Below are 24326 nucleotides of genomic sequence, written 5' to 3' on the forward strand. Positions count from 1 at the left end.
AGCAAGATATATGAAGAAGCAATCGGCCCTGACCATTGCGGGTGCCGGACTGTGCGTCATGGCACTCACGCTGGGTGCCTGCGGCGGATCCGGTGGATCGGACTCCTCTGCCAAGGGGACCAACGGTGGCAGCTCGAATGCCGTCATCTCGGTCTTCAACCCTGAGCCGGCCAATCCGCTCATCCCCAGCATGACCAACGAGGTGGGGGGTGGCAACCCCATCGACGTCATGTTCTCCAAGCTGGTCCGCTTTGACGACAAGGGCAAGCCAGTCAACGAGATCGCCAAGCAGATCAAGGCCAACGAGGACAACACCCAGTACACCGTGACCATCAACGACGGCTGGAAGTTCTCGGATGGCACCCCGGTCACCGCACAGTCCTTTACCAAGGCCTGGTCTTGGGCGTCCAGCATCGCCAACAAGCAGCTGGGCTCCAGCTTCTTCGCCAACATCAAGGGTTATGACGACCTGCAGAAGGAGGGCACCCCCAGCGATGCCCAGCTGTCCGGCCTGAAGGTCATCGACAACAAGACCTTCACCGTTGATCTGACCTCGCCTTCCTCCACCTTCCCCATCCAGGTGGGCTACACCGCCTTTGCGCCCCTGCCTGAGTCCTTCTATAAGGACACCAAGGCCTTCGGTGAGAAGCCGGTGACCGTGGGACCCTACAAGTTCCAGTCCTGGGAGCACAACAAGTCCATCAAGGTCGTCAAGGACCCCGCTTACAAGGGCGGCGTCAAGGTCAAGAACGGCGGCGTGGAGTTCCGCTCCTACACCGATGCCACCGCAGCCTACCGCGACGTGCAGGCCGGCAACCTGGATGTGCTGGACACTCTGCCCGCCTCGGCTCGTAAGACCTTCCAGACCGACAACACGGTCCAGGCCATCAACGACCCGGGCTCGGTCATCCAGATGTTCACCATCCCCTCCTACATGAAGCACTTCGGCCAGGATCAGGAGGGCAAGCTCCGCCGCCAGGCCATCTCCATGGCCATCGACCGGCCAACCATCATCAAGAAGGTGCTGTCCGGAACCGCCAAGGAGGTCCACGACTTCACTGCCCCCGTCATTCCCGGCTATTCAACCAGTATCAAGGGATCTGACGTGCTCAAGTACAACCCGTCCAAGGCCAAGGAGCTCTGGGCCGAGGCCAACAAGATCTCCCCATGGAGTGAGGGCGACACCTTCAAGATCGCCTACAACGCCGATGGCGCCCACAAGGAGATCTACGACGCCGTGACCAACTCCATCAAGAACGCCCTGGGCATCCAGGCTGCAGGCAACCCTCTGCCCACCTTCAGCGAGTTCCGCTCCAACGTGCAGAACCGCAAGTTCACCGACTCGGCCTTCCGCTCCGGTTGGCAGCCCGACTACCCCTCGCCCGAGAGCTACCTGTCCAGCAACTTCGCCAGCTCGGCAGCCAACGGCAACGGGTCCAATGACGGCGACTACAAGAACCCCGAGTTCGACGGCCTGATGGACAAGGCAGCCTCCGCCAAGAGCATCGACGAGGCCAACAAGATCTACCAGCAGTCCGAAGAGCTGCTCTTCCGCGACCTGCCCGCAGTTCCGCTCTACTACCAGAACTCCAACGGCGTGGCCGCCAAGAACGTCCAAGGATTCTCCTTCAACTGGAAGGGCGTCCCTGCTTACTACAACATCAGCAAGTGAGATGACGGGAGCCTGAATCCCGCACCTGACAGCTGACACCGCCCGGGCCGGCGCGGAAGGATCCATTCCGCGCCGGCCTTGGTGTCTTTGCACCCCTGTTGAGGTGTGCTGGTAGACTCAAACAAGAATTTTTGCGGCGGCCCCGATCCCCATGCCGATCCCGGTCGCGGATGACAAAGGAGAATAGCCGATGGGAAAATATCTTCTGCGACGTATTCTGCAGATGATCCCCGTCGTTCTCGGCACGACACTGCTGATATACGCGCTGGTCTTCGCGCTTCCCGGCGACCCTGTGGCCGCCATGTTCGGAGACAAGCCGGTCAACCAGGCCGTTGCCGCACAGATACGTTCGGAATACAATCTCGACAAGCCCTTCATCGTGCAGTACGTGCTCTTCCTGAAGAACGCGCTGACCCTGAACTTCGGCAACACCTTCGCCGGCCAGCCCGTGATCAGCGTGATCGGCAGGGCCTTCCCGGTGACCATCAAGCTGGCCCTGATGGCCTTCGTCTTCGAGGGCGTCTTCGGCGTGATCTTCGGCATCATCGGCGGCCTGACCAAGGGCAAGTGGTCGGACAACATCATCCTGGTCCTCTCCCTGCTGCTGATTTCGGTGCCTACCTTCGTCACCGGCTTCATCCTGCAGTACCTGTTCGGCGTCAAATGGCATCTGCTGCCGGCTACAGCCGGGGCCAATCCGGGCTTCATTGATCTGCTCATGCCGGCCGTTGTGCTGGGGTCGGTATCCATGGCCTCCATCATCCGTCTGACCAGGACGGAGATCACCTCCAACATCTCCGAGGACTACGTGCGCACGGCCCGGGCCAAAGGCATGAGCAACCGGTCCGTCATCGTGCGGCATGTGCTGCGCAACTCCCTGATCCCCGTGGTCACCTACCTGGGCGCCGACATCGGCGGACTGATGGGCGGGGCCATGATCACCGAGCGCATCTTCAACATCCAGGGCGTGGGCAACACCCTTTACCAGGCCATCCTGAGGGGCGAAGGCACCCTGGTGGTCTCCATCGTGACCATTCTGGTCCTGATCTTCGTCATCACCAGCCTCCTGGTCGACCTGCTCTACGCAGTGCTCGATCCGCGGATCCGGTATGCGTGAGGGAGAGGGACCGACTATGAGTGAAACGGCAATGAACGAGTCAAGCGAACAGAACGAAAGCCAGGCCCGCGTCTACTTCCCTGACCCCCTGCCGGGGCAGGAGCGGTTCGTGGCCCCCATCGACGAGACGCCCCTGCGCGAGGTGGACTCGGTGGATGAGGACGTGCCGCCCACCAGCATGTGGGCCGACGCCTGGAAGACCCTGAGGCGCAACCCGCTCTTCATCATCTCCTCAATCCTGGCGATCGTGGTCATCCTGGTGGCCCTCTTCCCCAACCTCTTCGCCAGGCAGGACCCCATGGCCTGCAGCCTGTCCGACTCCCTGGAGCCCGGCCGGCCCGGGCACCCCCTCGGCTTCGACCTGCAGGGCTGCGACGTCTACAGCCGCGTCATCCACGGGGCCCGGACCTCGGTGGCCATCGGTATCATGACCACCATCCTGGTCACCGTCTTCGGCGGCCTCATCGGCGCCATCGCCGGATTCTTCGGGGGCTGGGTCGACGCAGTGCTCAGCCGCATCACCGACATCTTCTTCGCCATCCCCATGATCCTGGGCGCCATCGTGCTCCTGCAGATGTTCCGCACCTCCACCTCCCTGTGGAAGATCATCCTGACCCTGACCCTCTTCGGCTGGGTCAACATGGCCCGTATCACCCGCAGTGCCGTGCTGGAGGCCAAGAACCTGGAGTTCAACACCGCTTCCACGGCCCTGGGCTCCACGCCTCTGCGCAACCTCTTCCGACACATCATGCCCAACTCCCTGGCCCCGGTCATCGTCATGGCCACCATGTCGCTGGGCACCTACATCGTCTCTGAGGCCACGCTGAGCTTCCTGGGCATCGGCCTGCCCTCCACCGTGGTCTCCTGGGGCGGGGACATCTCGACGGCCCAGAACCTCCTGACCACCAACCCCTCGGTCCTCTTCTATCCCTCTGCAGCCCTGGCCATCACCGTGCTGGCCTTCATCATGATGGGCGACGCGGTCAAGGATGCGTTGGATCCCAAGAGCAGAACGGCCTGAGTGAGGAAGCATGACTGAAGCAGACAAGAACATGACCACCAATCAGGAGCAGCAGCCCCTGCTCGACGTTCGGGACCTGCAGGTGGACTTCACCGCCGATGGGCGCACCGTCCACGCAGTTCGCGACGCCTCCTTCAACGTCTACCCCGGCCAGTGGGTGGCTATCGTGGGGGAGTCCGGCTCGGGCAAGTCCACCTCGGCCATGGCTGTGCTGGGCCTTCTGCCCGGCACCGGCAAGGTGACCGGCGGCAGCATCAAGCTCAATGGCCGCGAGCTGGTGGGCCTGGACCGCAAGGACTATGAGGCGCTGCGTGGCTCCCAGGTGGGTCTGGTCCCGCAGGACCCCATGAGCAATCTGAACCCGGTCTGGCGCATCGGCTCCCAGGTCAAGGAGGCGCTGACCGCCAACCACATGGATGTCTCTCGGGAGAAGCGCTCCCGGTTGGCCAAGGCCCTGGCCGGCGATGAAGAGGTGACGCTCAAGAAGTCAGACGACGAGCTCTTCATCTCCTCCAAGGACCTGCCCGGCCTGCTGGAAGCCGCCCGTCAGGCCCTGAGTGATGCCGGGGTGGCCGACGTGGACAAGACCATGGAGGCCCTGAAGGCCGAGTGGGATGTGGGCTCCGAGACCCGCTGGGGCGTGGCCAAGTCCCTGATCGACGCCGGTGTGGATGACGATGCGGCCTGGAAGTTGGCCAAGGAGCATGTGACCGGTTCGGACATGGATGACCGCATTGCCGGTCTGCTGTCGGAGGCCGGGTTGCCCGAGGCCGCCACCAGGGCCAGGCAGTATCCGCATGAGTTCTCCGGCGGCATGCGCCAGCGCGCCCTGATCGCCATCGGCCTGGCCTCCCGGCCCGACCTGCTGATTGCGGACGAGCCCACCAGCGCCCTGGATGTGACCGTCCAAAAGCGGATTCTGGACCACCTGCGCAACCTGACCGAATCCTTGGGCACCGCCGTGCTCTTCATCACCCACGACCTGGGTCTGGCGGCCGAGCGCGCCCAGCACATCGTGGTCATGTACCGGGGTCAGGTGGTGGAGTCCGGGCCCAGCCTGGAGGTCCTGCAGCACCCCCAGCACCCCTACACCAAGCGGTTGGTTCAGGCCGCGCCCTCGCTGGCCTCCCAGCGCATCATCTCCGCCAAGCAGCGCGGCCAGGATGCCGAAGACCTGCTGGAGCACCATGTCAAGGGCGAGAGCACCCTGGAGCGCAGCGAGCACGTCATCACCGTGGAGCACCTGACCCGCGAGTTCAGGCTGCCCCGGCGCAAAGAGATGTTCAAGGCTGTGGACGACGTCTCCTTCTCGGTCAAGCGGGGAACCACCTTGGCCATCGTGGGGGAGTCCGGCTCCGGCAAGTCCACCGTGGCCAACATGGTCCTGCACCTGCTCAAGCCCACCTCGGGCCGGGTGACCTACGAGGGCCAGGACATCGCCGGCTTCGGCAGCCACGAGCTCATGGAGTTCCGTCGGCACGTGCAGCCGGTCTTCCAGAACCCTTACGGCTCCCTGGACCCCATGTACTCCATCTACCGCTCCATCGAGGAGCCCCTGCGCATCCACAAGATCGGCAACGCCAAGTCCCGGCAGAAGCGGGTCAAGGAGCTGCTGGACATGGTGGAGATGCCCGAGTCGGTCATGGGGCGCTACCCCAACGAGCTCTCCGGTGGACAGCGTCAGCGCATCGCCATCGCCCGGGCCATGGCCCTGAATCCGGATGTGATCATCTGCGACGAGGCCGTCTCCGCCTTGGACGTGCTGGTCCAGGATCAGGTGCTGCGGTTGCTCAACGACCTGCAGGCCGAGCAAGGGCTCAGCTACCTGTTCATCACCCACGATCTGGCCGTGGTCAGGCAGATCGCCGACGAGGTGGTGGTCATGCAGCACGGCCGACTGGTGGAGCACGCCACCACCGACGAGGTCTTCGACCACCCGCAACGCCAGTACACCAAGGATCTGCTGGACGCCATCCCCGGCGGCAAGCTGCGCCTGGGTCTTGACTAGGTATCCTTTGCACAGACTCACAAGGAAATGAGGCATCATGGGATTGTTCGGTTTCGGCAAGAAACGCGCCAAGAAGCAGGCTGAGGAGGCCGTCGAGGAGTCCAAGGACGTTGAAAAGTCCACGGAGAAATCTGACCAAACCTCTCAGGCTGGCCGCGATGAAGCCGAGCAGAGCGGGAAGGGCCCCTGGGACAGTTTGGATTCCGAGGCCCCCGACACCGATGAGTACCTGGACATCGGTGCCCTGATGCTTCCCTTCCTCAAGGGCAGTGAGCTGAGGCTCAAGGCCAACTCGCAGACCGGCGACGTGCTGGGAGCCACCATCACCTACGGGTCCTCCAGTCTGGAGCTGGAGCCCTTTGCGGCCCCCAAGTCCCTGGGCCTCTGGGACGAGGTCCGGGCCGACCTGCTCAAGGCCAACCCCTCCTGCAAGGAGGTGGACGGCGTCTTCGGCAAGGAGCTGACCCTGCCCGTCAAGGTCAAGGGTAAGAACCTGGTGACCCGGGTGGTGGGCATCGACGGACCCCGTTGGATGCTGCGAGGCATCTTCTCCGGTCCTGCGGCCAAGGGCGGCAAGGAGAAGGATGTGCTCGACGGCTACCTGGCCGACCTGGTCGTGGTCCGTGGCGATGAGCCCCTGGCCCCCCGTGACCTGGTTCCCATGCATGCGCCCATCACCCCCAACCAGCGTCGAGGAGAAGCCGAAGACTCGGAGTCCAAGGACGATGAGAGTGCGCAGATCCCCGGCAGGCCTGAGGGCCCCTTCGATTCGGATCAGCAGACCGAGGTGAAGACCACACTGTCTCGCGGACCCATGTTCTCGGAGGTCCGCTAAGGCTGTGAAGCAGAAGCATCTCGGGCTGGCAGCGCTGGCCGACGACGATTTCTCCGTCATGGAGGCCATCGGCGGATGGCGGGGGATTGTCGAATCCCTGTTGCCGGGGCTGGTATTTCTGGTTTTCTTCCTGGTGACCGGCCGTCTGGGGCTGACCGTGGCGGTTTCGGCGGCCTTGGCCGTTGTGCAGCTCCTGATTCGTCTGGTTCAGCGGCAGTCTTTTCTTGGGGCGCTGACCGGTCTGCTTTCGGTGGTCATCTGCCTGGTGGCTGCCTGGCTGACCCGGGATGCCCGCAACTATTACCTGCCAGGATTCCTGACCAACGGATTCTGGATTATCGTTCTCGGTGCCTCGCTGCTGGCACGGATGCCCGGCATAGGCCTGCTGGTGGAGTATCTGCGCCGACCTGTCGTCTCCGGGTGGAGACAGTGGCTGGCCTCTTGGCGCAGTGAACCGGATCTGGTACGGGCCTATAATCAGGCCACCCTGGTCTGGATCGCCGTCTTTGCGCTGCGCCTGCTGGTTCAGGTGCCGCTCTACCTGACTGGTTCCGTTGGGTTTCTTGGTGCCGCACGCCTGATTCTGGGCCTACCCCTGTTTGCCCTGGGAATCTGGATCAGCTGGCTGCTGATCGGCGGTCCCTACCACCGTCGCCAGGCCGACCAGGAGGTTCATGCCGATCATGACTGAGACCAGGGTTCGTCTGCGTATCGAGCGCTATGCCGACCAGGGCCGTTGCGTCACCCATCTGGAGGACGGTCGGGTGGTCTTCGTCCGCTTCGCCCTGCCCGGGGAGCTGGTGGAGGTCCTCCTGGACGAGCCTCACGGCCGGGCCGACAGATTCGCCACGGGAGAGGTCACCCAGGTGTTGGAGGCCAGCCCTGACCGACGTGAACCCGTCTGGCCCCTGGCTGGCCCCTTGGCCTGGGGAGGCGGCCTGGGCGGCGCTGATCTGATTCACGTCAGCCTGCCCGGTCAGCTGGCCTGGAAGGCCGATCTGATTGGTCAGCAGATGTCCCGTCTGGGCGGGGTGGACGTCCAAGTGCCGGTGGTCCGAGTTCCGGGCGATGAAGAGCTGGGCGGCCTGCACTGGAGGACGCGAATCGAGCTGGTGGCCGACGACCAGGGCCGCCCCTCCATGCGTCGGCAGGGATCGCATGACCGCCTGCCGATTCAGACCATGCCCTTGGCTACACAGCAATTGCTGGACCTGGCTGACGAACTGGGCATCTGGGAGGGCGGACTGCCCGCTGGTGCCCGCATACGCCTGGCCGTGCCCCAGCCGCGCGATGGGGGACCGGTCGGCGACAACTACGCCCTGCTGGTGGATGGTCGCCTGAGCAAGGGGAGCCGCCTGTTGATGGAGCGGCTGGAGGCCGGGGCAGGACCTGTCTACCAGGTTCGGGCCGACGGATTCTGGCAGGTCCACCGCCAGGCACCGGTCGTGCTGACCAAGGCGGTCCTGGACCAGGCCAGGCAGGCCCTGAATGGGGTCGCCGAACCGGTCATCTGGGATCTTTACTGCGGATCAGGGCTCTTCACCCTGCCCCTGGCCGCTCTGGCCGACGGACGGGCCCGGCTTCTGGCCGTGGAAGGTTCCGCCGGAGCTATTGCCTGTGCGAAAAACAACGTAAAGCGGGCCGGATTGAACCGAGTGGTCCTGCGTCGTGGGGACGTGGCCAGGGTCCTGGCTGGCGGTCCGCCCAAGGGGCTGGGGCATCCCGACCTGATCCTGCTGGATCCGCCCAGGGCCGGCGCCAAGGCTCAAGTCTGCCAACTGCTGGCTGCCAGCGGGGCTGGGACCATTATCTATGTGGCCTGCGATCCGACCAGCCTGGCCAGGGATACGGCCACCCTGATCTCCCTGGGTTACAGCCCAGAGCATCTTGAGGCCTTTGACATCTACCCGATGACCCACCATGTGGAGACCATGGCAATCTTCACCCGCACGGCGGGAAGGCGGCGCTGACATGAGCCGCGCCGGGCATGTCTTGACAGTGTTCAAGCGGCTGGCGGGTCTGCTGCTGGCGGTCGCTCTGCTGGCAGGCTTGCCAATGCTGACCGGCTGCGCCCCCAAGGACAGGGCCGTGGGCGACTCCTGGCACGCGGGTACCGTGCCTCATGACGGCGTGGATCGCTCCGACACGCTAGTGGCTTTGATTGGCTGCCCGCAGACGGGCGACAAGGACTCGGATGCCGGTCTTGACGGCCGCATCCTGGCATCGTTGAAGGCAGAACGGATGAAGGGCTATTTCTCCTCGGCGCAGTCCACCGGCGATCAGCAGGATGGGGTGCAAGATGCCGTCAACCGTGGTGTCAGTCTGATTCTGATCCGCCAGCCTGGAGCCGGCGACTGGACTCCTGCCCTAAAGGCGGCCCGGAAGGCCGGCATCCCTGTGATAGAGTTCGCTCAAAGCGCCAAGGCTTGGAATCCTGACCCAGGTAGGCTCTACTATGCGGCTACGGTCCACCCGGTGGATCCTGCCGGGCATCCGCACGCGCCTCTGCTTGCCGACGCCCTGCAGACTATTGTGGACGACGGACCGCATGCGAGGATCATGGCCGTGCGCCTGAGCGCCGACCGAGAGGGGGCCGAGGATGAGCACAGGCAGTGAGCAAGTGCCGACAGCGGGCACAGGCTTTCCGGACACCGACCGGCCGGGGCTGAGCTCCCAGGAGGTGGAGCAGCTGAAGGCCCAGGGCCTGGTCAACGTCTCCCAGAACCAAACCTCCCGCAGCCTGGGCCAGATCATCCGAGACAACGTCTTCACCCTCTTCAACGGGATCATCCTGACCGCCATGGTGGTGGTTTTGCTGACAGGCCAGTGGAGGGATGCGGTCTTCGGCCTGATCATCATCATCAACACCGGTATCGGCGTGGCCACCGAACTCAAGGCCAAGCACACCCTGGACGGGCTGTCCATCCTGGTGGCCTCCGACTATACGGTACGCAGGGATGGGTGCAACCTGACCGTGCCTCACGATGCCATCGTCAAGGGGGACCTGCTCTGGATCCGCTCCGGGGACCAGGTGCCCGCCGATGCGCAAATCATCGACACATACGGCCTGGAGCTGGACGAGTCCATGCTGACCGGCGAATCGCGCACGGTCAAGCACAAGCCGGGCGACCAGGTCTACTCAGGCTCCACGGCCGTCTCGGGCATGGCCCTGGCCCAGGTGACCGCCGTGGGCGCCGACTCCTACGCCGCCACGCTGACGGCCAAGGCCAAGGTCTACAAGAAGGTTCGCTCTGACCTGAACGAGGGCATCAACACCATTCTCAAGGTCATGACCGTGGTGGTCATTCCCCTCTGCCTGCTGCTCATCTTCACCCAGATGCGGACCGTGGGCGGCTTCCAGACGGCCCTGGCCACCGGAGCCTGGCGGCAGGCCGTGGTGTCTGCCGTAGCCGGGGTCGTAGGCATGATCCCTGAGGGTCTGGTTCTGCTGACCTCTCTGAACTTCGCCCTGGCTGCCATCCGCCTGGCCCGCCACCAGACCCTGGTCCAGCAGATGGAGTCCGTGGAGACCCTGGCCCGGGTGGACGCCCTGAACTTGGACAAGACCGGCACCATCACCGACGGGGGCATCGTCTATGACGATCTGCATCCGCTGGTCGATGACTTGCCTGCCCAGCAACTGCGGCAGGCCCTGGTGGACGTCTGCGCGGAGGAGAGCCCCAACGCCACCGGCCGTGCCATCCTCAAGGGGATGGACGACCTGCGCCCCGGCAGGGCCGTCAGCCGCCTGCCTTTCTCCTCGGCCCGCAAGTGGAGCGCCGTGGCCGACCAGTCCGGCAAAATCTGGTACTTCGGCGCTCCGGAGGTGCTCCTGGCATCCCAGGCGGGCAGGTGGCCCCAGGTGGACCTGCAGGTGGCCGACTTGGCCGACCGCGGCTATCGGGTGCTGATGCTGTCCGCCCCCGATGGGTACCCGAGCACTGACCAGCCTGACCACTTCACCAGCAGCCCCGACCTGCCTGGGAACCTGAAGCCCCTAGCCCTGATCACCTGCTCGGAGCACATCCGCGAAGACGCTGCCGAGACCCTGGCCTGGTTCCGCCAACAGGGTGTGCGCTGCCGGGTCATTTCGGGCGATAACCCAGCCACTGTGGCGGCTATCGCCAACAAGGTGGGTCTGACCGGCGAACGGCCCCCCAGGGCCATGGATGCCCGTCAACTGCCCGAGGACACGGCAGCCCTGGCCGAGGTCCTGGAGGATGTAGACGTGCTGGGCCGGGTCCTGCCCGACCAGAAGAAGGCCATCGTCCAAGCCCTGCACCTGAAGGGTCACACGGTGGCCATGACCGGCGACGGGGTCAACGACTCCCTGGCTCTGAAGGAGGCGGATCTGGGCATCGCCATGGGCAATGCGGCGGCAGCCACCAAGGCCGTGGCCCAGCTGGTCCTGGTGGATTCGCGCTTCTCCCACCTGCCCGACGTGGTGGCCCGGGGCCGGCAGGTCATGGCCAACATGGAGCGTGTGGCTGGTCTCTTCTTGGTCAAGACCGTCTACTCGGCCCTGATCTCCTTAGGTGTGGTCCTGACCGGCATTCCCTTCCCTTACCTGCCCCGGCACATCACCTACATCGGCGCCCTGACCATCGGCACTCCCGCCTTCTTCCTAGCGCTGGCCCCCAACACCAGGCGCTACCGGCCAGGCTTCCTCAAGCGCGTGGTTACCTTCGCCCTGCCCTCGGGCATCGCCACTGCTTTGATTGTGCTGGCGGCGGCCTGGAGCCTGCCCGGCTTGCTGGGCCTGGACCTGGCCCGGCCCGGTGACCTGGGGCGCTGGCGGTCGGTCTGCGCCATCGTCCTCTTCTGTATGGGCGTGCTGGTCCTGACCCAGGTGGCCCGGCCCATGCGCTCTTGGAGGGGCCTGCTGGTCCTCTTCTTCGCTGCAGCCGGGGTGATCGGGGCCCTGATCCCCATGGTGGCGCAGTTCTTTGCCATCAGCCTGCCCACTGGTCCGGCCCTGGTCACAACCGTGGCCTTTGCCTTGGTGGGAGCCCTGCTCATGGTCCTGGCCGTCTTGGGCTATCCGGCATGCGCACGTTACATACGCCAAGTAACACATGGGCGCTAAGAATGGAACCTAAAAAGCGCAGATAGCGTCACTGACGGCCTGGGGTCCTCCTGCCGCCGGTCCACGTGGGCGCAAGGGCCGGCGCCTGAGCGTCCAGGGAAGGGGTGGTGCATGTCAGAATCCGCACAAGATGCCGGTCGTTCCAAGCTCAAGGTAGGTTCCGAGGAGTTCGAATACTACCGGATCAGTGACCTGCCGGGAATCGACCACCTGCCCTACAGCCTGCGCATCCTGGCCGAAAATCTGCTGCGGCACCAGAACGGAACCACGGTGACCCGGGACCAGCTGGATCAACTGCTGGACTGGGACCCCAAGACCCAGTCCGACAGGGAGATCCAGTTCACCCCCGCCCGGGTGCTCATGCAGGACTTCACCGGCGTACCCTGCATGGTCGACCTGGCCACCATGCGCGATGCCGTCAAGGCCCTGGGCGACGATCCCTCCCTGGTCAACCCGCTCATCCCCGCGCAGATGGTCATCGACCACTCCGTTCAGGTGGACAGCTCGGGCGTGCCCGGTGCCCTGGAACACAACATGGACCTGGAATACCAGCGCAACAGTGAGCGCTACCGCTTCCTGCGCTGGAGCCAGCAGGCCTTCCAAAACTTCCGCGTGGTGCCCCCGGGCACCGGCATCATCCACCAGGTCAACCTGGAGTACCTGGCCCAGGTGGTCATGCGCAGGGACAGGACCAAGGGGGAGGGGCCGGCCCTGGTCTACCCGGACTCCTGCGTGGGCACCGACTCCCACACCACCATGGTCAACGGCTTGGGTGTGCTGGGCTGGGGCGTGGGCGGCATCGAGGCCGAGGCGGCCATGCTGGGCCAGCCCATCTCCATGCTGGTGCCCCAGGTCTTGGGCTTCAAGCTGACCGGATCCATTCCCGAGGGGGTCACCGCCACCGACGTGGTGCTGACCGTGACCCAGATGCTGCGCGAGGTGGGCGTGGTGGGCCGGTTCGTGGAGTTCCACGGCAAGGGCCTGGCCCAGGTCCCCCTGGCCAACCGGGCCACCCTGGGCAACATGAGCCCCGAATTCGGCTCCACCTGCGCCATCTTCCCCATCGACCAAATCACCCTGGACTACCTGCGTCTGACCGGCCGCAGCGACGAGCATGTGCGCCTGGTGGAGGCCTATGCCAAGGCCAACGGCCTGTGGATGGACCCGGAGGATGCCGACTGCCCCGAACCCGAGTATTCGCAGGTGCTGGAGCTGGATCTGTCTACGGTGCGGCCCTCCATTGCCGGCCCCCGGCGGCCCCAGGACCGCATCCTGCTGGACCAGGCCCAGAAGACCTACCAACGGGACCTTAAGGATTACAGCGACCAGGACAAGGACAAGGGCGAGGCTGTGCCGGTCAGGAAGGCCGACGGCAGCGAGTTCAGCCTGCGGGACGGGGATGTGGTCATCGCGGCCATCACCTCCTGCACCAACACCTCCAACCCCTCGGTCATGGTGGCCGCCGGTCTGCTGGCCCGCCAGGCGCGCGCCCGGGGCCTCAAGCCCAAGCCCTGGGTCAAGACCTCGCTGGCGCCGGGCTCCCAGGTGGTGACGGACTATCTGAACCGGACCGGCCTGAGCAAGGACCTGGATGCCCTGGGCTTCGAGCTGGTCGGCTACGGCTGCACCACCTGCATCGGCAACTCCGGCCCCCTGGACCCGGCCATCCACCAGGCCATCGCCGATCATGACCTGACAGTGACGGCCGTGCTCTCGGGCAACAGGAACTTCGAGGGGCGCATCAGCCCGGACGTGAAGATGAACTATCTGGCCTCGCCGCCCCTGGTGGTGGCCTACGCCCTGGCCGGCACCATGGACTTCGACCCCTGGCACGACTCCCTGGGCCAGGACAGCCAGGGCAAGCCGGTCATGCTGGCGGACATCTGGCCCTCCCAGGAGGCCATCGAGTCCGTAGTGGGCACCGCCCTGGACCGGGACATGTATCTGCGCGACTATGCGGACGTCTTCGGCGGGGATGATCGCTGGCGGAAGCTGGAGGTGCCGGAGGGCGAGCTCTTCCACTGGGACCAGGATTCCACCTACATCCGCCGCCAGACCTTCTTCGACGGCATGAAGGCCCAGCCCGACCCCCTGGAGGACATCCACGGGGCCCGGGTGTTGGCCCTGCTGGGGGATTCGGTCACCACCGACCACATCTCGCCCGCAGGGGCCATCAAGGCCGATGCCCCGGCCGGCCGCTACCTGCAGGAGCACGGCATAGCCCCCAGGGATTTCAACTCCTACGGATCCCGGCGTGGCGACCACGAGGTCATGGTCCGGGGCACCTTCGGCAACATCCGCCTGCGCAACCAGCTGCTGGCCTCGGTGGGGCTGAATGTGCGCCCGGGAGGGTTCACCTACGACTTCCTGAACGGCCAGGAGACGACCATCTTCGATGCTGCGCAGGACTATGCCAGGCAGGGCACGCCCCTGGTGGTGCTGGCCGGCAGCGAGTACGGCACGGGTTCCTCAAGGGACTGGGCGGCCAAGGGCACCCGAATGCTGGGCGTGCGGGCCGTCATCGCCAGGTCCTTCGAGCGCATCCACCGCAGCAACCTGATCGGCATGGGCGTGCTGCCGCTGGAGTTTCCTGCAGGTCAGTCGGCCCAGAGCCTGGGGCTGGATGGTCAGGAGACCTATGACCTGATTGGCGTCGATGCGCTGAACAGCTCCCTGCCTGAGCAGGTCCAGGTGTGTGCCCAGCGGCCCGACGGCAGCAGGGTGGAGTTTGCGGCCAAGGTGCGCATCGACACCCCTGGCGAGGCCGAGTACTACCGCAACGGCGGCATCCTTCAGTACGTGCTGCGTGGTCTGCTGGCCAGGGTCGACCAGGATGCCTGAAAAACCAGGATGCCTGAAAAAGATATAAAAAATCCCGCCCCCGATGCCAGGGGCGGGATTTCTTCGTCAGTTCCGGTCGCCGACCAGATTCAGGATGTAGAGGAAGAGGTTGACGAAGTCCAGGTAGAGGTTGAGGGCGCAGAGGATGGAGACCCGCTTGATGGCCTCCGGCCCCTGGCTGCGGTAGGTGGCGAAGATGACCCTGGTCTGCTGGGCGTCGTACATGGTCAGCCCGGCGAAGAGGATGATGCCGATGGCCGAGACCACGCGCAGGGCCGTGTTCGAAGGGGCCACGAAGAGCATGACCAGCTGGACCAGGATCAGCATGAGCAGGCCGGCCATGAAGATGGACCCCATGCCCAGCATGTTCCGCCGGGTGGTCAGCCCCAGCATGCTCAGAACGAAGAAGAAGCCTGCGCTGATCACCAGGGTCAGCATGATGGACGGCAGTGAGTAGGTTATGAAGATGGTGCTCAAAGTGAAGCCCATCAGGGCCGCATAGAGGTAAAACATGACCCGGGCGGTGGAGGTGCGCATACGCATGATCCGGGCGCTCAGAATCATGGCGAAGGCCACCTGGACCACGGCCATGCCGATCCAGCCCAGGGTGCCCGTGGCCTGCATGAAAGCCAGGAGCAGTCCGGTCCGGGCGGTCAGATAGGCCGTCAGGGCGGTGACCAGCAGGCCGACGGCCATCTCCGCATAAGCGCGGGACATTGAGACCCGCTCCGCCTTTTCAAAGCTGTATGCTGCGTTGGCGTCGATGGGCGAGCCCATGCTGTAGGGCTCACCGCCCTGCATGGTCGGCATCGGCTGCTGCGCGTACTGACTGTATGGGGCCTGCGGCCGCGGATTCCCGTTGAAAGCCATCTGCTCCTCCTTGTCGTTCCCGCCTGTGGCGGATAGTTATCTTATCCAAGTCTACATGGCGGGCTGGCTGTATAAAGGGTGTTTGCTCTGGCCGCAATGGCGGGGTGGTTCCTTGCCTACACCCCGCCGTTGCGGTTGCCTCTTTCTGATTGTGTGTTGCACGATTTAAGGGGTATGAGCCTCTGCGGCGCTCAGCCCTGTCGGGCTGGCCCGGCAGGAGGCCGGATGCATGAACCGGCAGCCAGGCGGGCCGGTGCCGTCTGCCATGTCGGCCTCCTGCCTGCCGGAAAGCCGCCCAGCCGGAGGACAGGACGCATGAAGAACATGCCCAAGCACGGTTTCGTGCATCGACATCTGTCAAAAAGCCGTTATCGCTGGTTCGGCCCATCTTGCCTGGCAGATAGAATGAACAGGCAACACGTCACGGCCTCTGATCGGCCGGCAAGGAGTATGCCTATATGACCGGAAACGTCACCGACACCGTCATCACCCTCAACAATGGGGTCAGCATTCCCCAGCTGGGGCTCGGGGTCTTCCAAACACCTGATGGCGAGGCCACCAGCCAGGCCGTCACCTGGGCCCTGCAGGCGGGCTACCGCCACATCGACACCGCCATGATCTACGGCAACGAACAGTCCGTGGGGGAGGGCCTGCGCCGCTCCGGGGTTGACCGGCGGGATGTCTTCCTGACTACCAAGCTCTGGAATGAGGACATCCGCGCTGGGCGGGCCAAGGAAGCCTTCAAGGAGAGCCTGGACCGGCTGGGCGTGGACTACCTGGACCTCTACCTGATCCACTGGCCCGCCCAGGGCTGGCAGCAGGCCTGGGAGGACATGGAGGAGCTCTACACCCAGCGGCGCGTGCGGGCCATTGGGGTCTGCAACTTCCAGAAGCACCACCTGGACGAGCTGCACACTATCAGTGGCACCAAGCCGGCGGTCGACCAGATTGAGTCCTCGCCCCAGTTCGTCAACGGCGACCTGATCGACTACTGCCACGGCACCCTGCGTGTGGATGTGGAGGCCTACAGCCCCCTCGGCGGCACCGGCGGCAACCTGCTGGCCGACCCCAGGCTCAAGACCATGGCCGAGCGCTACGACCGCTCACCGGCACAGATCGTGCTGCGCTGGCATCTGCAGCGCGGGGTCATCGTCATCCCCAAGTCCACCCACAAGGACAGGATTGAGCAGAACGCGCAGGTCTTCGACTTCGAGCTGAGCGACGAGGACATGCAGGCCATCGCCGCCATGAACAGGGATGAACGCACTGGCGCGGATCCCGACAATTTCGACTTCTGAGGAATGGTGGTACAGGAGGAGACCCGACCTTGAAGGCGGGGCCACCTCCTGGGGCCTGGCGGAAGCCCCAACCCTTCCACCTGGCCTGGTTCCTATGGTAAAGGATCTGTGAGGATTCAGTTAATCGGTATTGCCGCTGATGGCTTCGTCGTCGGAATCCTGCTCCTGGGGCGAACCTGAGATGTCGCGGTGGATGGACTGCATCTGCACCTCAATGTTCTGCAGGGAGCGGGCGCAGTCCAGCAGGGTCTGCGAATGCTCGGCCAGGCGGGCGTCGGGTAGGTCGGACTTGTAGCGCAACTGGTGCTCCAGGGAGGCCCAGTAGTCCATGGCGATGGTGCGGAACTGAACCTCGACCGGCGTGTAGTGGGGGCCCGAGGTCAGGAAGACAGGCACGGCATAGATGACGTGCAGGCTGCGGTAGCCGTTCATCTTGGGATTGCGGATGTAGTCCTTGACCCTCAGCACCTGGATGTCCGACTGGTCGGAGAGATAGCGGGAGACCGAGTAGACGTCGTCCCGGTAGTTGCAGATGACACGCACGCCGGCCACATCGAAGATGTGATCGCGCACCGAGGTGATGGTGACGGGCAGGTTCTTGCGGTGCAGCTTGCCGATCAGCGAGTCCACGCTCTTGAGCCGGCGCTCCATGTGATGGATGGGGTTGTGGCTGAACCTGACCTGGAACTCGGTGTCCAGCACGTCCAGCTTGGTCGAAATCTCGTACATGGCCCCCTCGTAGGTCTGCATGAGATTGACGAATTCCGTTATCTCGTCGATATTCAGCTTGGGGCGGTCCCTTTCGTCCAAGTCTGACAGCCGTTGCTTCATTTCGGATGCGCTCATGGCACTGTTACGGTCGAGTATCACATGAACCTCCCATGCCGCCGTTCGTAACCATGACTCATGGTACGCACAGGCCCCGATGGCCGCGGGACCCGACCTGCGCATACAATCATGGCTTATGGAAGCAGACGAGGGCATGAGCGTGACCGCTCAGCGTAAGGGCAGCAGGGGCGTCTACTATGTGCGGACCCTGGGCTGTCAGATGAACGAGCACGATTCCGAGCGAATTGCCGGGGTGCTGCAAGACCACGGCTACCAGCAGGCCACGCCCGAGCAGGTTCGCGCACACGAGGTGGACGTGATGGTGCTCAACACCTGCGCCGTGCGCGACAACGCCACCGAGCGCATGTACGGGACCATCGGGCGCTGGCACCGGTTCAAGCAGCACAAGCCCGACACGCGCATCGCCGTGGGCGGCTGCATGGCCCAGAAGGATCGGGAGCGGATTGTGAGGGCGGCGCCCTGGGTGGATGCGGTCTTCGGCACCAGGGACATCGGCTCGTTGCCCGGCCTGCTGGATAAGGCCCGCGAGGACGGGCGGCCTCAGGTGGGGGTCTCGGAGGAGCTGCGGAATCTGCCCGGGCGGCTGCCGGAGGTCAGGGCCTCGCGCTCGCAGGCCTGGGTGTCCATATCGGTCGGCTGCAACAACACCTGCACCTTCTGTATCGTGCCCTCGGTGCGCGGTCGGGAGCGGGACCGGTCCATGGACGATATCCTGCACGAGGTCCGGGACTGTGTGGGCTCCGGGGCCCGCCAGGTGACCCTGCTGGGGCAGAACGTCAACTCCTACGGCTGGTCGACGGGGGACCGCTACGCCTTCGCCCGACTCCTGCGCGCCTGCGGCCGGGTGCCCGGGCTGGAGCGGATCCGCTTCACCTCGCCCCATCCGGCTGCCTTTACCGACGATGTGATTGCGGCCATGGCCGAGACGCCCACGGTCATGCACCAGCTGCACATGCCCCTGCAGTCGGGCTCCGACCGGATCCTGAGGGCCATGCGGCGCTCCTACCGGTCCCAACGCTTTCTGAAGATACTCGACAAGGTGCGGGCCGCCATGCCCGATGCCCTGATCACCACCGACATCATCGTGGGATTCCCAGGGGAAACCGAGGAGGATTTCCAGGCCACCATGGATACGATGCGCCGGGCGCGCTTCTCGTCGGCCTACATCTTCGAGTATTCGCCTAGGCCCGGCACACCTGCCGCGCGCATGACCCAGCTTCCCAAGGCCGTGGTCCAGGACCGGTTCGAGCGTCTGCATACCCTGCAGGAGTCCATCACCATGGAGCAGATGAAGGCCTTCACGGGCAAAGACGTGGAGGTGCTCATCGGCGACAGGCACGGCCGGCATGACGGCAGCACCCACCGGGTGACCGGGCATGAGCGCACCGGGGTGCTGGTCCACGTCGGCGTGCCTAAGGGAATGCCTGCGCCAAAGCCCGGCGACCTGGTCACCTGCACCGTCACCCAGGCCGGACCCCACTATCTGATTGCTGACCCGGATCCCCGGGTGGGGCAGGTCTATGACATCCGCTGAACCCCGCATCGTCTCCATCGTGGGTCCTACAGCCTCGGGCAAGACCGCCCTGGGTGTGGATCTGGCACAGGCTCTCCAGGAGCGCGGGCAGGAGGCACATATCGTCAATGCCGATACCTACCAGATGTACCGGGGGATGGATGTGGGCACGGCCAAGCCGTCGGTCCAGGAGCGGCAGGCGGTGGTCCACCACCTGATTGACATCATCGAGCCGGAGGAGGCCATGAGCGTGGCCCGCTTCCAGGCCATGGCCCGATCCCTGATAGCCGACCTGCGGGCGCAGGGAATCCGGCCCATTCTGGTGGGCGGCTCGGGGCTCTATACCCGGGCTGTTATTGACGATCTGTCCTTCCCCGGCACCGATCCGGCGGTCAGGGCCAGGCTGGAGGAGCGGGCTCAGGAGGAGGGCCCCGGGCTGCTCTTCCGCGAGCTGCAGGCGCGGGACCCGGAGGCTGCGGCCCGGATGGATCCTCGGAATGTGCGGCGGACCGTGCGGGCCCTGGAGGTCATGGAGATCACCGGACGGCCCTATTCGGCCAGCCTGCCCCGGTACCGCTACCTCTTGCCCGCCCTGCAGCTGGGACTGGACCTGCCCCGGGAGGAGCTGGACCGCAGGATCGACCAGCGCACCCAGGCCATGCGCGACCAGGGGCTTGTTGACGAGGTGAGACGACTGCGCAACCGCCTGGGGACTACGGCTTCACGCGCCCTGGGTTACCAGCAGATTCTGGACTACCTGAACGGCCGCACCGATCTGGATTCCGCCTTCGAGTTGATAGCGCAGAAGACCAAGCGCCTGGCCCGCAAGCAGATGGGCTGGTTCGGCCGGGATCCGCGCATCCACTGGCTGAATGCCCTGGCTCCGGACCTGGCACAGCAGGCCCTGGACCTGGTGGACCAGGCCGACCAAGGCCGCTTCGACCAGGCGGACGCCCAGGCCGACCAGTCGGACCAGGGGAGGGTGACCAGACACCATCTGGGCGCGCTTTGACTTCAAGTACTTGAAGTCCCTAGGCTGGACGGGTATGACCACCATCATGCAGCCCCAGGCTGAAACCCAGACCGCTCAAACCCAGGCCGACCAGGAATCCGGGCCCTGGTACACCATCCGCCAGGCCTCACTCATGTCGGGGATGCCGGAGACCACCCTTCGCTATTACGAGACCATAGGCATCATTCCGCCCATCGCCAGGGACCCCTCCAGCGGCCACCGCTGCTACAACCAGGAGGATCTGGACCTGCTGGAGACCATCTCCTGCCTGAGCGCCACCGGCATGTCCCTGGAGCACATGCGCGAGTATCTGGGTAATCGTGCCGGGGGAGCCGAGGCCGCCGGACGGCAGATCGAACTTCTGGCCGAGCAGGGACGGCGGCTGGACCAGCGGATGGCCGACCTGCGGGCGCGGAAGCGATATGTGCAGCTCAAAATACGATACTGGGGGCACGTGCGCGACCACGACCAGGCCGGGGCGACGGAACTGATCAGTCAGAGTGCCCAGATCATTCAGGCCGCCAAGCGCAGCGGCAACGAGCGGCTGGCAGGCTGAGGCTGTCGGGCTGAGGTTGTCGGCTCAGTGGGCTGGGCCCTGGTCCCATCCGGCGATCAGAAATATTCTGGTTGGGTTGACCGGGCGGACCATGCCTGCAATCAGGGTCTGCAGGTCGTCGGTGTTGCCTCGGAGCGCTCGCTGGATGGCCCGGCGGTGGGCGGTCGGATCGGCCCGTCCCCAGTCCAGGTCCCAGCCTGCATCGTGGGACAGGCGTGAGAGGAAGATGCGCAGGGTCATGCCGTCGCAGTGGGCAAAGGGATGCAGGTAGGAGAGCTCGTCGTAATAGTGGGCCAGGCGCTCCACGAAGACCGGACGGTCCAGGCTGGCCAGGTTGTGTTCGGCAGCCAGCTCCTGGCCGATGGCCGCAGCGCCCTGCTCCAGCATGGCCGCTGGATACAGGCTGGCGTCGTCCCCCGGTTGAGGTCGGCGCAGCACTTGCTCTTCCGGCAGGCTGGGCAGCAGCCGACGGTGGATGGCTCGCAGCTCTTCAAGATCGCCCTCAGTCGCCCAAGGCCGCTGACAGACCAGGATGCTCCGCAGAAAGAGGGCATCCGCCGGGGTATCTGCCTTGGCCTTCTTATGACTGCTCTGTGCCTCCAAGCGTCGGGCCTGGTCGGCCAGTGACTCGGCCTGCCTTCTGCCCGCCATAAAGTCGCTGGCCGCCTGAAGAGCCAAAGGACTGGGCCGATGGTCATCCAGAAGCAGGTTGCGCAGGGCGAAGGCCACGGCGCTCTGACGTTCGGCTGGTGTCATGCCAACGATGCTAGCCCGGGCGGCCCCCGTCTGAAAGAGTTGTGCACACTGACCCGGCGGGCCTGATGCAGACCGGGGTTCTGGGTAGGCTGAAAGGGTTATGACACGTAAGCAGCAAGCAGACGCACGCGGTCGCGGCCGGACCGCATCCAAGGACAGCCAGGACCCGGAACCCTTCTGGCACAAGGCCTTGCTGGCCCTGCCGCGCGGCCTGGGATCCTTGGTTCGCGCCGTGGCCGGCAAGAACGGCGACAACTCCGCCTACCGCAAGGACGGACTCTGCTTCGTGCTGGTCATCCTGGCCGTGCTCTTCTGTGCCAGCGAATGGTTCCGTGTGAACGGCTTCCTGGGGCGGGGGCTGCATGCCCTGGCTGCGGGTGTTCTTGGGCTCTGCAGCATCATCCTGCCGGTGGTTCTGCTCTTTGCGGCCTTCCGGCTGGTCTGCTACACCGGGCGCGAGGCGGGCAACCTGCCTGTGGTGGGCGGCCTCATGGTGGTGCTCTGGTCGGTCTGCTCCATTCTGGACGTGCTCATGGCCTCGGACCATCGAGGCTTCGACATGACGGCCATCAGCGGCTCAGGCGGCCTTCTGGGGTTCTTCCTGGGTTCGCCCCTGGCCTGGGGACTGTCCAAGGTTTTCGCCGTCATCATCTTTGTCCTTGTGGGCATTTTCGGCCTCTTCATCACCTTCAGATTCCATATGAGCGACCTCATGGCCTGGCTGCGCGGCAAGAGGACCCATGCCTCCAGCTCGGCTCCGGCACAGACTGCCCCCAACGAGGTCAGGCTGGGCGATGATACCCTCCCCCTGGCGCCCGGCGTGCCCACCCACCAGGAGCCGGGCCAGGAGGATGCTCAGAACTCCGACAGGGGCGGGGTGGCCGGCTGGTTCAGTCGGCTGCTGCATGGCCGCATCGGCAAGGATACGGACACCCATCTTGAGCGTTACGAGGCTGACGAGCCCTTCTCCCAGGCGGCCTCGCTGGAGGGTGCTGACCAAGGTGATCGGTCGGCGCAGGGTGCGCAGTCCGATCAGGTGTCCACACAGAACATGCCCGCTGTAGAGGCCCCGGCCACGGCTGCCCTCCTGGATGCCAGGGAGCAGGGGCACCCCAAGGTGGATCCGGCCGCCCTGTCCGGTGTGGGGGCCTCGGACCCCTGGGCCGCTGCCGCAGCTGCAGCCGACACCGTGCAGATGGATGCCCAACCCGCTCAGGGAGCGGGGAACCAGCCGGCTGGAGCCCAGGGTACGGGAGCCCAGGCTGCCGACGCGTCAAGCTCCTCCGATGACCGCCAGGTGGACGAGAGTCGGCCCTACGTGTTGCCCAGCACGGATCTGCTGGTCAAGGGCAAGCCCCACGCAGTCAGGACCTCGGCCAACGACGCGGTCATCAAGGCCCTGCAATCGACCTTCCAACAGTTCGACGTGGACGCCAAGGTGGTCGGCTTCCTGCGCGGCCCCTCGGTCACCCAGTACGAGGTGGAGCTGGGCCCGGGCGTCAAGGTGGAGAAGGTCACCAACCTTCAACGCAACATCGCCTACGCGGTGGCCAGCTCGGACGTGCGCATCCTGTCGCCCATCCCCGGCAAGTCGGCCATCGGCATCGAAATTCCCAACGTGGACCGCGAGATCGTCCATCTGGGCGACGTGCTGCGCTCCGACAAGGCCAAGCAGGACGACAACCCCATGATGACGGCCGTGGGCAAGGATGTAGAGGGCCACTATGTGACCGCCGACCTGACCAAAATGCCCCACCTGTTAGTGGCCGGCGCCACGGGTTCGGGCAAGTCCAGCTTCATCAACTCCATGCTGGTTTCGTTGATCATGCGGGCTACGCCGGAACAGGTCCGCCTGATCATGGTGGACCCCAAGCGTGTGGAGCTGAGCGCCTATGCCGGCATTCCCCACCTGCTCACGCCCATCATCACCGAGCCCAAGAAGGCCGCCCAGGCCCTGGAGTGGGTGGTCAAGGAGATGGATGCCCGTTACGACGACCTGCAGTTCTTCGGATTCCGGCACATCAAGGACTTCAACAAGGCCGTGCGTGAGGGCAAGGTCCACGCCCCGGCCGGCTCCAACCGCAAGGTGGCCCCGTACCCCTACCTGGTCGTGGTGGTCGACGAGATGGCCGATCTGATGATGGTGGCCAAGAACGACGTGGAGAGCTCCATCCAGCGGATTACCCAGCTGGCGCGTGCCGCCGGCGTCCACCTGGTCCTGGCCACTCAGCGACCCTCGGTGGATGTGGTGACCGGCCTGATCAAGGCCAATATCCCCTCCAGGCTGGCCTTCGCCACATCCTCCTCTACGGATTCCCGGGTCATTCTGGATGCCACCGGCGCCGAGACCCTGATCGGCCAGGGCGACGCCCTCTTCCTGCCCATGGGCCAGGCCAAGCCCACCCGTGTCCAGGGAGCCTGGGTCTCCGAGTCCGAGATTCGCAAGGCGGTGGATTATGTGCGCACCCAGCGCAAGCCCCACTACCGTGAGGACATCGAGCAGATGGCCGACAAGGCGGATCACAAGAACGAGATCCAGGATGAGATCGGCGACGACATGGACGAGCTGCTCCAGGCGGCCGAGCTGGTGGTGACCACCCAGTTCGGATCCACCTCCATGCTCCAGCGCAAGCTGCGTGTGGGCTTCGCCAAGGCAGGAAGGCTGATGGACCTGCTGGAGTCGAGGGGAATCGTAGGGCCATCCGAGGGTTCCAAGGCCCGCGAGGTGCTCATCCAGCCCTCGCAGCTGCAGCAGGCTCTGGCTTTCATCCGAGGCGACGCCACCTCCATGGATCCCGCCCCGGATGAGCAAGCGCAGGGCTGAACATCGGCCCAAAAAGCTGGGCCTGGTCTACCGTTATGATGAAACTGCCGCCCGGCATGTATTGTTGG

General features: G+C 64.9%; 18 protein-coding genes. 15 read left to right on the forward strand and 3 right to left on the reverse strand.

Annotated elements, in window-relative coordinates; translation table 11 throughout:
• Positions 1 to 10 precede the first annotated feature (10 nt).
• The 10 genes from J3U06_RS05580 to acnA all read left to right on the forward strand — a co-directional run bounded on the left by J3U06_RS05580 (position 11) and on the right by acnA (position 14580).
• Positions 11 to 1672: a peptide ABC transporter substrate-binding protein gene (locus tag J3U06_RS05580; RefSeq protein ID WP_267400177.1), complete on the forward strand. Its 1662-nt coding sequence runs from the start codon at positions 11 to 13 to the stop codon at positions 1670 to 1672.
• A 190-nt stretch (positions 1673 to 1862) separates the two neighbouring features.
• On the forward strand, positions 1863 to 2789 hold the full coding sequence (locus tag J3U06_RS05585) for an ABC transporter permease (protein WP_121914526.1): 927 nt from the start codon (positions 1863 to 1865) through the stop codon (positions 2787 to 2789).
• Positions 2790 to 2820: 31 nt separating this feature from the next.
• Positions 2821 to 3810 carry an ABC transporter permease gene (locus tag J3U06_RS05590; RefSeq protein WP_267400268.1) on the forward strand — a complete coding sequence of 330 codons (990 nt, stop codon included), beginning with the start codon at positions 2821 to 2823 and terminating at the stop codon, positions 3808 to 3810.
• 10 nt (positions 3811 to 3820) lie between these two features.
• Positions 3821 to 5818 carry a dipeptide ABC transporter ATP-binding protein gene (locus tag J3U06_RS05595; protein WP_267400171.1) on the forward strand — a complete coding sequence of 666 codons (1998 nt, stop codon included), beginning with the start codon at positions 3821 to 3823 and terminating at the stop codon, positions 5816 to 5818.
• 37 nt (positions 5819 to 5855) lie between these two features.
• Entirely contained in the window at positions 5856 to 6653 is a 798-nt protein-coding gene (locus J3U06_RS05600) for a DUF3710 domain-containing protein (RefSeq protein ID WP_267400170.1), read from the forward strand.
• 4 nt (positions 6654 to 6657) lie between these two features.
• On the forward strand, positions 6658 to 7344 hold the full coding sequence (locus J3U06_RS05605) for a DUF3159 domain-containing protein (RefSeq protein ID WP_267400169.1): 687 nt from the start codon (positions 6658 to 6660) through the stop codon (positions 7342 to 7344).
• Complete coding sequence (locus tag J3U06_RS05610) at positions 7337 to 8623, forward strand: class I SAM-dependent RNA methyltransferase (RefSeq protein ID WP_267444625.1); 1287 nt, start codon at positions 7337 to 7339, stop codon at positions 8621 to 8623. The genes J3U06_RS05605 and J3U06_RS05610 overlap by 8 nt, the downstream gene beginning before the upstream one ends.
• Position 8624: 1 nt before the next feature.
• Positions 8625 to 9269 (forward strand): hypothetical protein, encoded by a 645-nt coding sequence (locus tag J3U06_RS05615; RefSeq protein WP_267444567.1) that lies wholly within the window; start codon positions 8625 to 8627, stop codon positions 9267 to 9269.
• Positions 9253 to 11739, forward strand: coding sequence for an HAD-IC family P-type ATPase (locus tag J3U06_RS05620; RefSeq protein ID WP_267444568.1), 2487 nt, complete (start codon positions 9253 to 9255; stop codon positions 11737 to 11739). The genes J3U06_RS05615 and J3U06_RS05620 overlap by 17 nt, the downstream gene beginning before the upstream one ends.
• A 111-nt stretch (positions 11740 to 11850) precedes the next feature.
• A complete protein-coding gene (gene acnA, locus J3U06_RS05625; protein ID WP_267444569.1) occupies positions 11851 to 14580 on the forward strand; it encodes an aconitate hydratase AcnA in 2730 nt (909 codons plus the stop codon).
• 66 nt (positions 14581 to 14646) lie between these two features.
• Here acnA and J3U06_RS05630 read toward each other — a convergent pair whose 3' ends face one another.
• Positions 14647 to 15450, reverse strand: a complete 804-nt coding sequence (locus J3U06_RS05630; protein ID WP_220237134.1) for a Bax inhibitor-1 family protein — start codon at positions 15448 to 15450, stop codon at positions 14647 to 14649.
• 458 nt (positions 15451 to 15908) lie between these two features.
• Between J3U06_RS05630 and J3U06_RS05635 the strand changes: the two genes are divergently transcribed.
• Positions 15909 to 16748 (forward strand): aldo/keto reductase, encoded by an 840-nt coding sequence (locus J3U06_RS05635; protein WP_267400161.1) that lies wholly within the window; start codon positions 15909 to 15911, stop codon positions 16746 to 16748.
• 120 nt (positions 16749 to 16868) lie between these two features.
• Here J3U06_RS05635 and J3U06_RS05640 read toward each other — a convergent pair whose 3' ends face one another.
• On the reverse strand, positions 16869 to 17579 hold the full coding sequence (locus tag J3U06_RS05640; RefSeq protein WP_416378843.1) for a GTP pyrophosphokinase: 711 nt from the start codon (positions 17577 to 17579) through the stop codon (positions 16869 to 16871).
• Between the two features lie 151 nt (positions 17580 to 17730).
• Here J3U06_RS05640 and miaB point away from each other — a divergent pair, with 151 nt between their 5' ends.
• From miaB to J3U06_RS05655, 3 genes are read left to right on the forward strand one after another with little or no spacing between them, the layout of a single operon-like run.
• Complete coding sequence (miaB, locus tag J3U06_RS05645) at positions 17731 to 19131, forward strand: tRNA (N6-isopentenyl adenosine(37)-C2)-methylthiotransferase MiaB (protein ID WP_267444570.1); 1401 nt, start codon at positions 17731 to 17733, stop codon at positions 19129 to 19131.
• The gene (gene miaA, locus J3U06_RS05650) at positions 19118 to 20122 is read left to right on the forward strand and encodes a tRNA (adenosine(37)-N6)-dimethylallyltransferase MiaA (protein ID WP_267444571.1); all 1005 of its coding nucleotides are present in this window, start codon (positions 19118 to 19120) and stop codon (positions 20120 to 20122) included. The genes miaB and miaA overlap by 14 nt, the downstream gene beginning before the upstream one ends.
• A gap of 34 nt (positions 20123 to 20156) precedes the next feature.
• On the forward strand, positions 20157 to 20678 hold the full coding sequence (locus tag J3U06_RS05655) for a MerR family transcriptional regulator (RefSeq protein WP_267444572.1): 522 nt from the start codon (positions 20157 to 20159) through the stop codon (positions 20676 to 20678).
• Between the two features lie 24 nt (positions 20679 to 20702).
• On the opposite strand, the gene J3U06_RS05660 is transcribed toward J3U06_RS05655, so the two are convergent.
• On the reverse strand, positions 20703 to 21434 hold the full coding sequence (locus J3U06_RS05660; RefSeq protein ID WP_267444573.1) for a Fic family protein: 732 nt from the start codon (positions 21432 to 21434) through the stop codon (positions 20703 to 20705).
• A gap of 100 nt (positions 21435 to 21534) precedes the next feature.
• Between J3U06_RS05660 and J3U06_RS05665 the strand changes: the two genes are divergently transcribed.
• On the forward strand, positions 21535 to 24258 hold the full coding sequence (locus J3U06_RS05665) for an FtsK/SpoIIIE family DNA translocase (protein WP_267444574.1): 2724 nt from the start codon (positions 21535 to 21537) through the stop codon (positions 24256 to 24258).
• The last annotated feature ends 68 nt before the right edge of the window (positions 24259 to 24326 follow it).

Origin of the sequence: Bifidobacterium sp. B4142 (genome assembly GCF_026537325.1) — a bacterium.
Taxonomy (GTDB): domain Bacteria; phylum Actinomycetota; class Actinomycetes; order Actinomycetales; family Bifidobacteriaceae; genus Bombiscardovia.

Excerpts from the sequence above, each read along its gene's own strand:
- J3U06_RS05580 (WP_267400177.1), top strand. The coding sequence starts at position 11 with ATGAAGAAGCAATCGGCCCTGACCATTGCGGGTGCCGGACTGTGCGTC.
- J3U06_RS05585 (WP_121914526.1), top strand. The coding sequence starts at position 1,863 with ATGGGAAAATATCTTCTGCGACGTATTCTGCAGATGATCCCCGTCGTT.
- J3U06_RS05590 (WP_267400268.1), top strand. The coding sequence starts at position 2,821 with ATGAACGAGTCAAGCGAACAGAACGAAAGCCAGGCCCGCGTCTACTTC.
- J3U06_RS05595 (WP_267400171.1), top strand. The coding sequence starts at position 3,821 with ATGACTGAAGCAGACAAGAACATGACCACCAATCAGGAGCAGCAGCCC.
- J3U06_RS05600 (WP_267400170.1), top strand. The coding sequence starts at position 5,856 with ATGGGATTGTTCGGTTTCGGCAAGAAACGCGCCAAGAAGCAGGCTGAG.
- J3U06_RS05610 (WP_267444625.1), top strand. The coding sequence starts at position 7,337 with ATGACTGAGACCAGGGTTCGTCTGCGTATCGAGCGCTATGCCGACCAG.
- J3U06_RS05615 (WP_267444567.1), top strand. The coding sequence starts at position 8,625 with ATGAGCCGCGCCGGGCATGTCTTGACAGTGTTCAAGCGGCTGGCGGGT.
- J3U06_RS05620 (WP_267444568.1), top strand. The coding sequence starts at position 9,253 with ATGAGCACAGGCAGTGAGCAAGTGCCGACAGCGGGCACAGGCTTTCCG.
- acnA (WP_267444569.1), top strand. The coding sequence starts at position 11,851 with ATGTCAGAATCCGCACAAGATGCCGGTCGTTCCAAGCTCAAGGTAGGT.
- J3U06_RS05630 (WP_220237134.1), bottom strand. The coding sequence starts at position 15,450 with ATGGCTTTCAACGGGAATCCGCGGCCGCAGGCCCCATACAGTCAGTAC.
- J3U06_RS05635 (WP_267400161.1), top strand. The coding sequence starts at position 15,909 with ATGACCGGAAACGTCACCGACACCGTCATCACCCTCAACAATGGGGTC.
- J3U06_RS05640 (WP_416378843.1), bottom strand. The coding sequence starts at position 17,579 with ATGAAGCAACGGCTGTCAGACTTGGACGAAAGGGACCGCCCCAAGCTG.
- miaB (WP_267444570.1), top strand. The coding sequence starts at position 17,731 with ATGAGCGTGACCGCTCAGCGTAAGGGCAGCAGGGGCGTCTACTATGTG.
- miaA (WP_267444571.1), top strand. The coding sequence starts at position 19,118 with ATGACATCCGCTGAACCCCGCATCGTCTCCATCGTGGGTCCTACAGCC.
- J3U06_RS05655 (WP_267444572.1), top strand. The coding sequence starts at position 20,157 with ATGACCACCATCATGCAGCCCCAGGCTGAAACCCAGACCGCTCAAACC.
- J3U06_RS05660 (WP_267444573.1), bottom strand. The coding sequence starts at position 21,434 with ATGACACCAGCCGAACGTCAGAGCGCCGTGGCCTTCGCCCTGCGCAAC.
- J3U06_RS05665 (WP_267444574.1), top strand. The coding sequence starts at position 21,535 with ATGACACGTAAGCAGCAAGCAGACGCACGCGGTCGCGGCCGGACCGCA.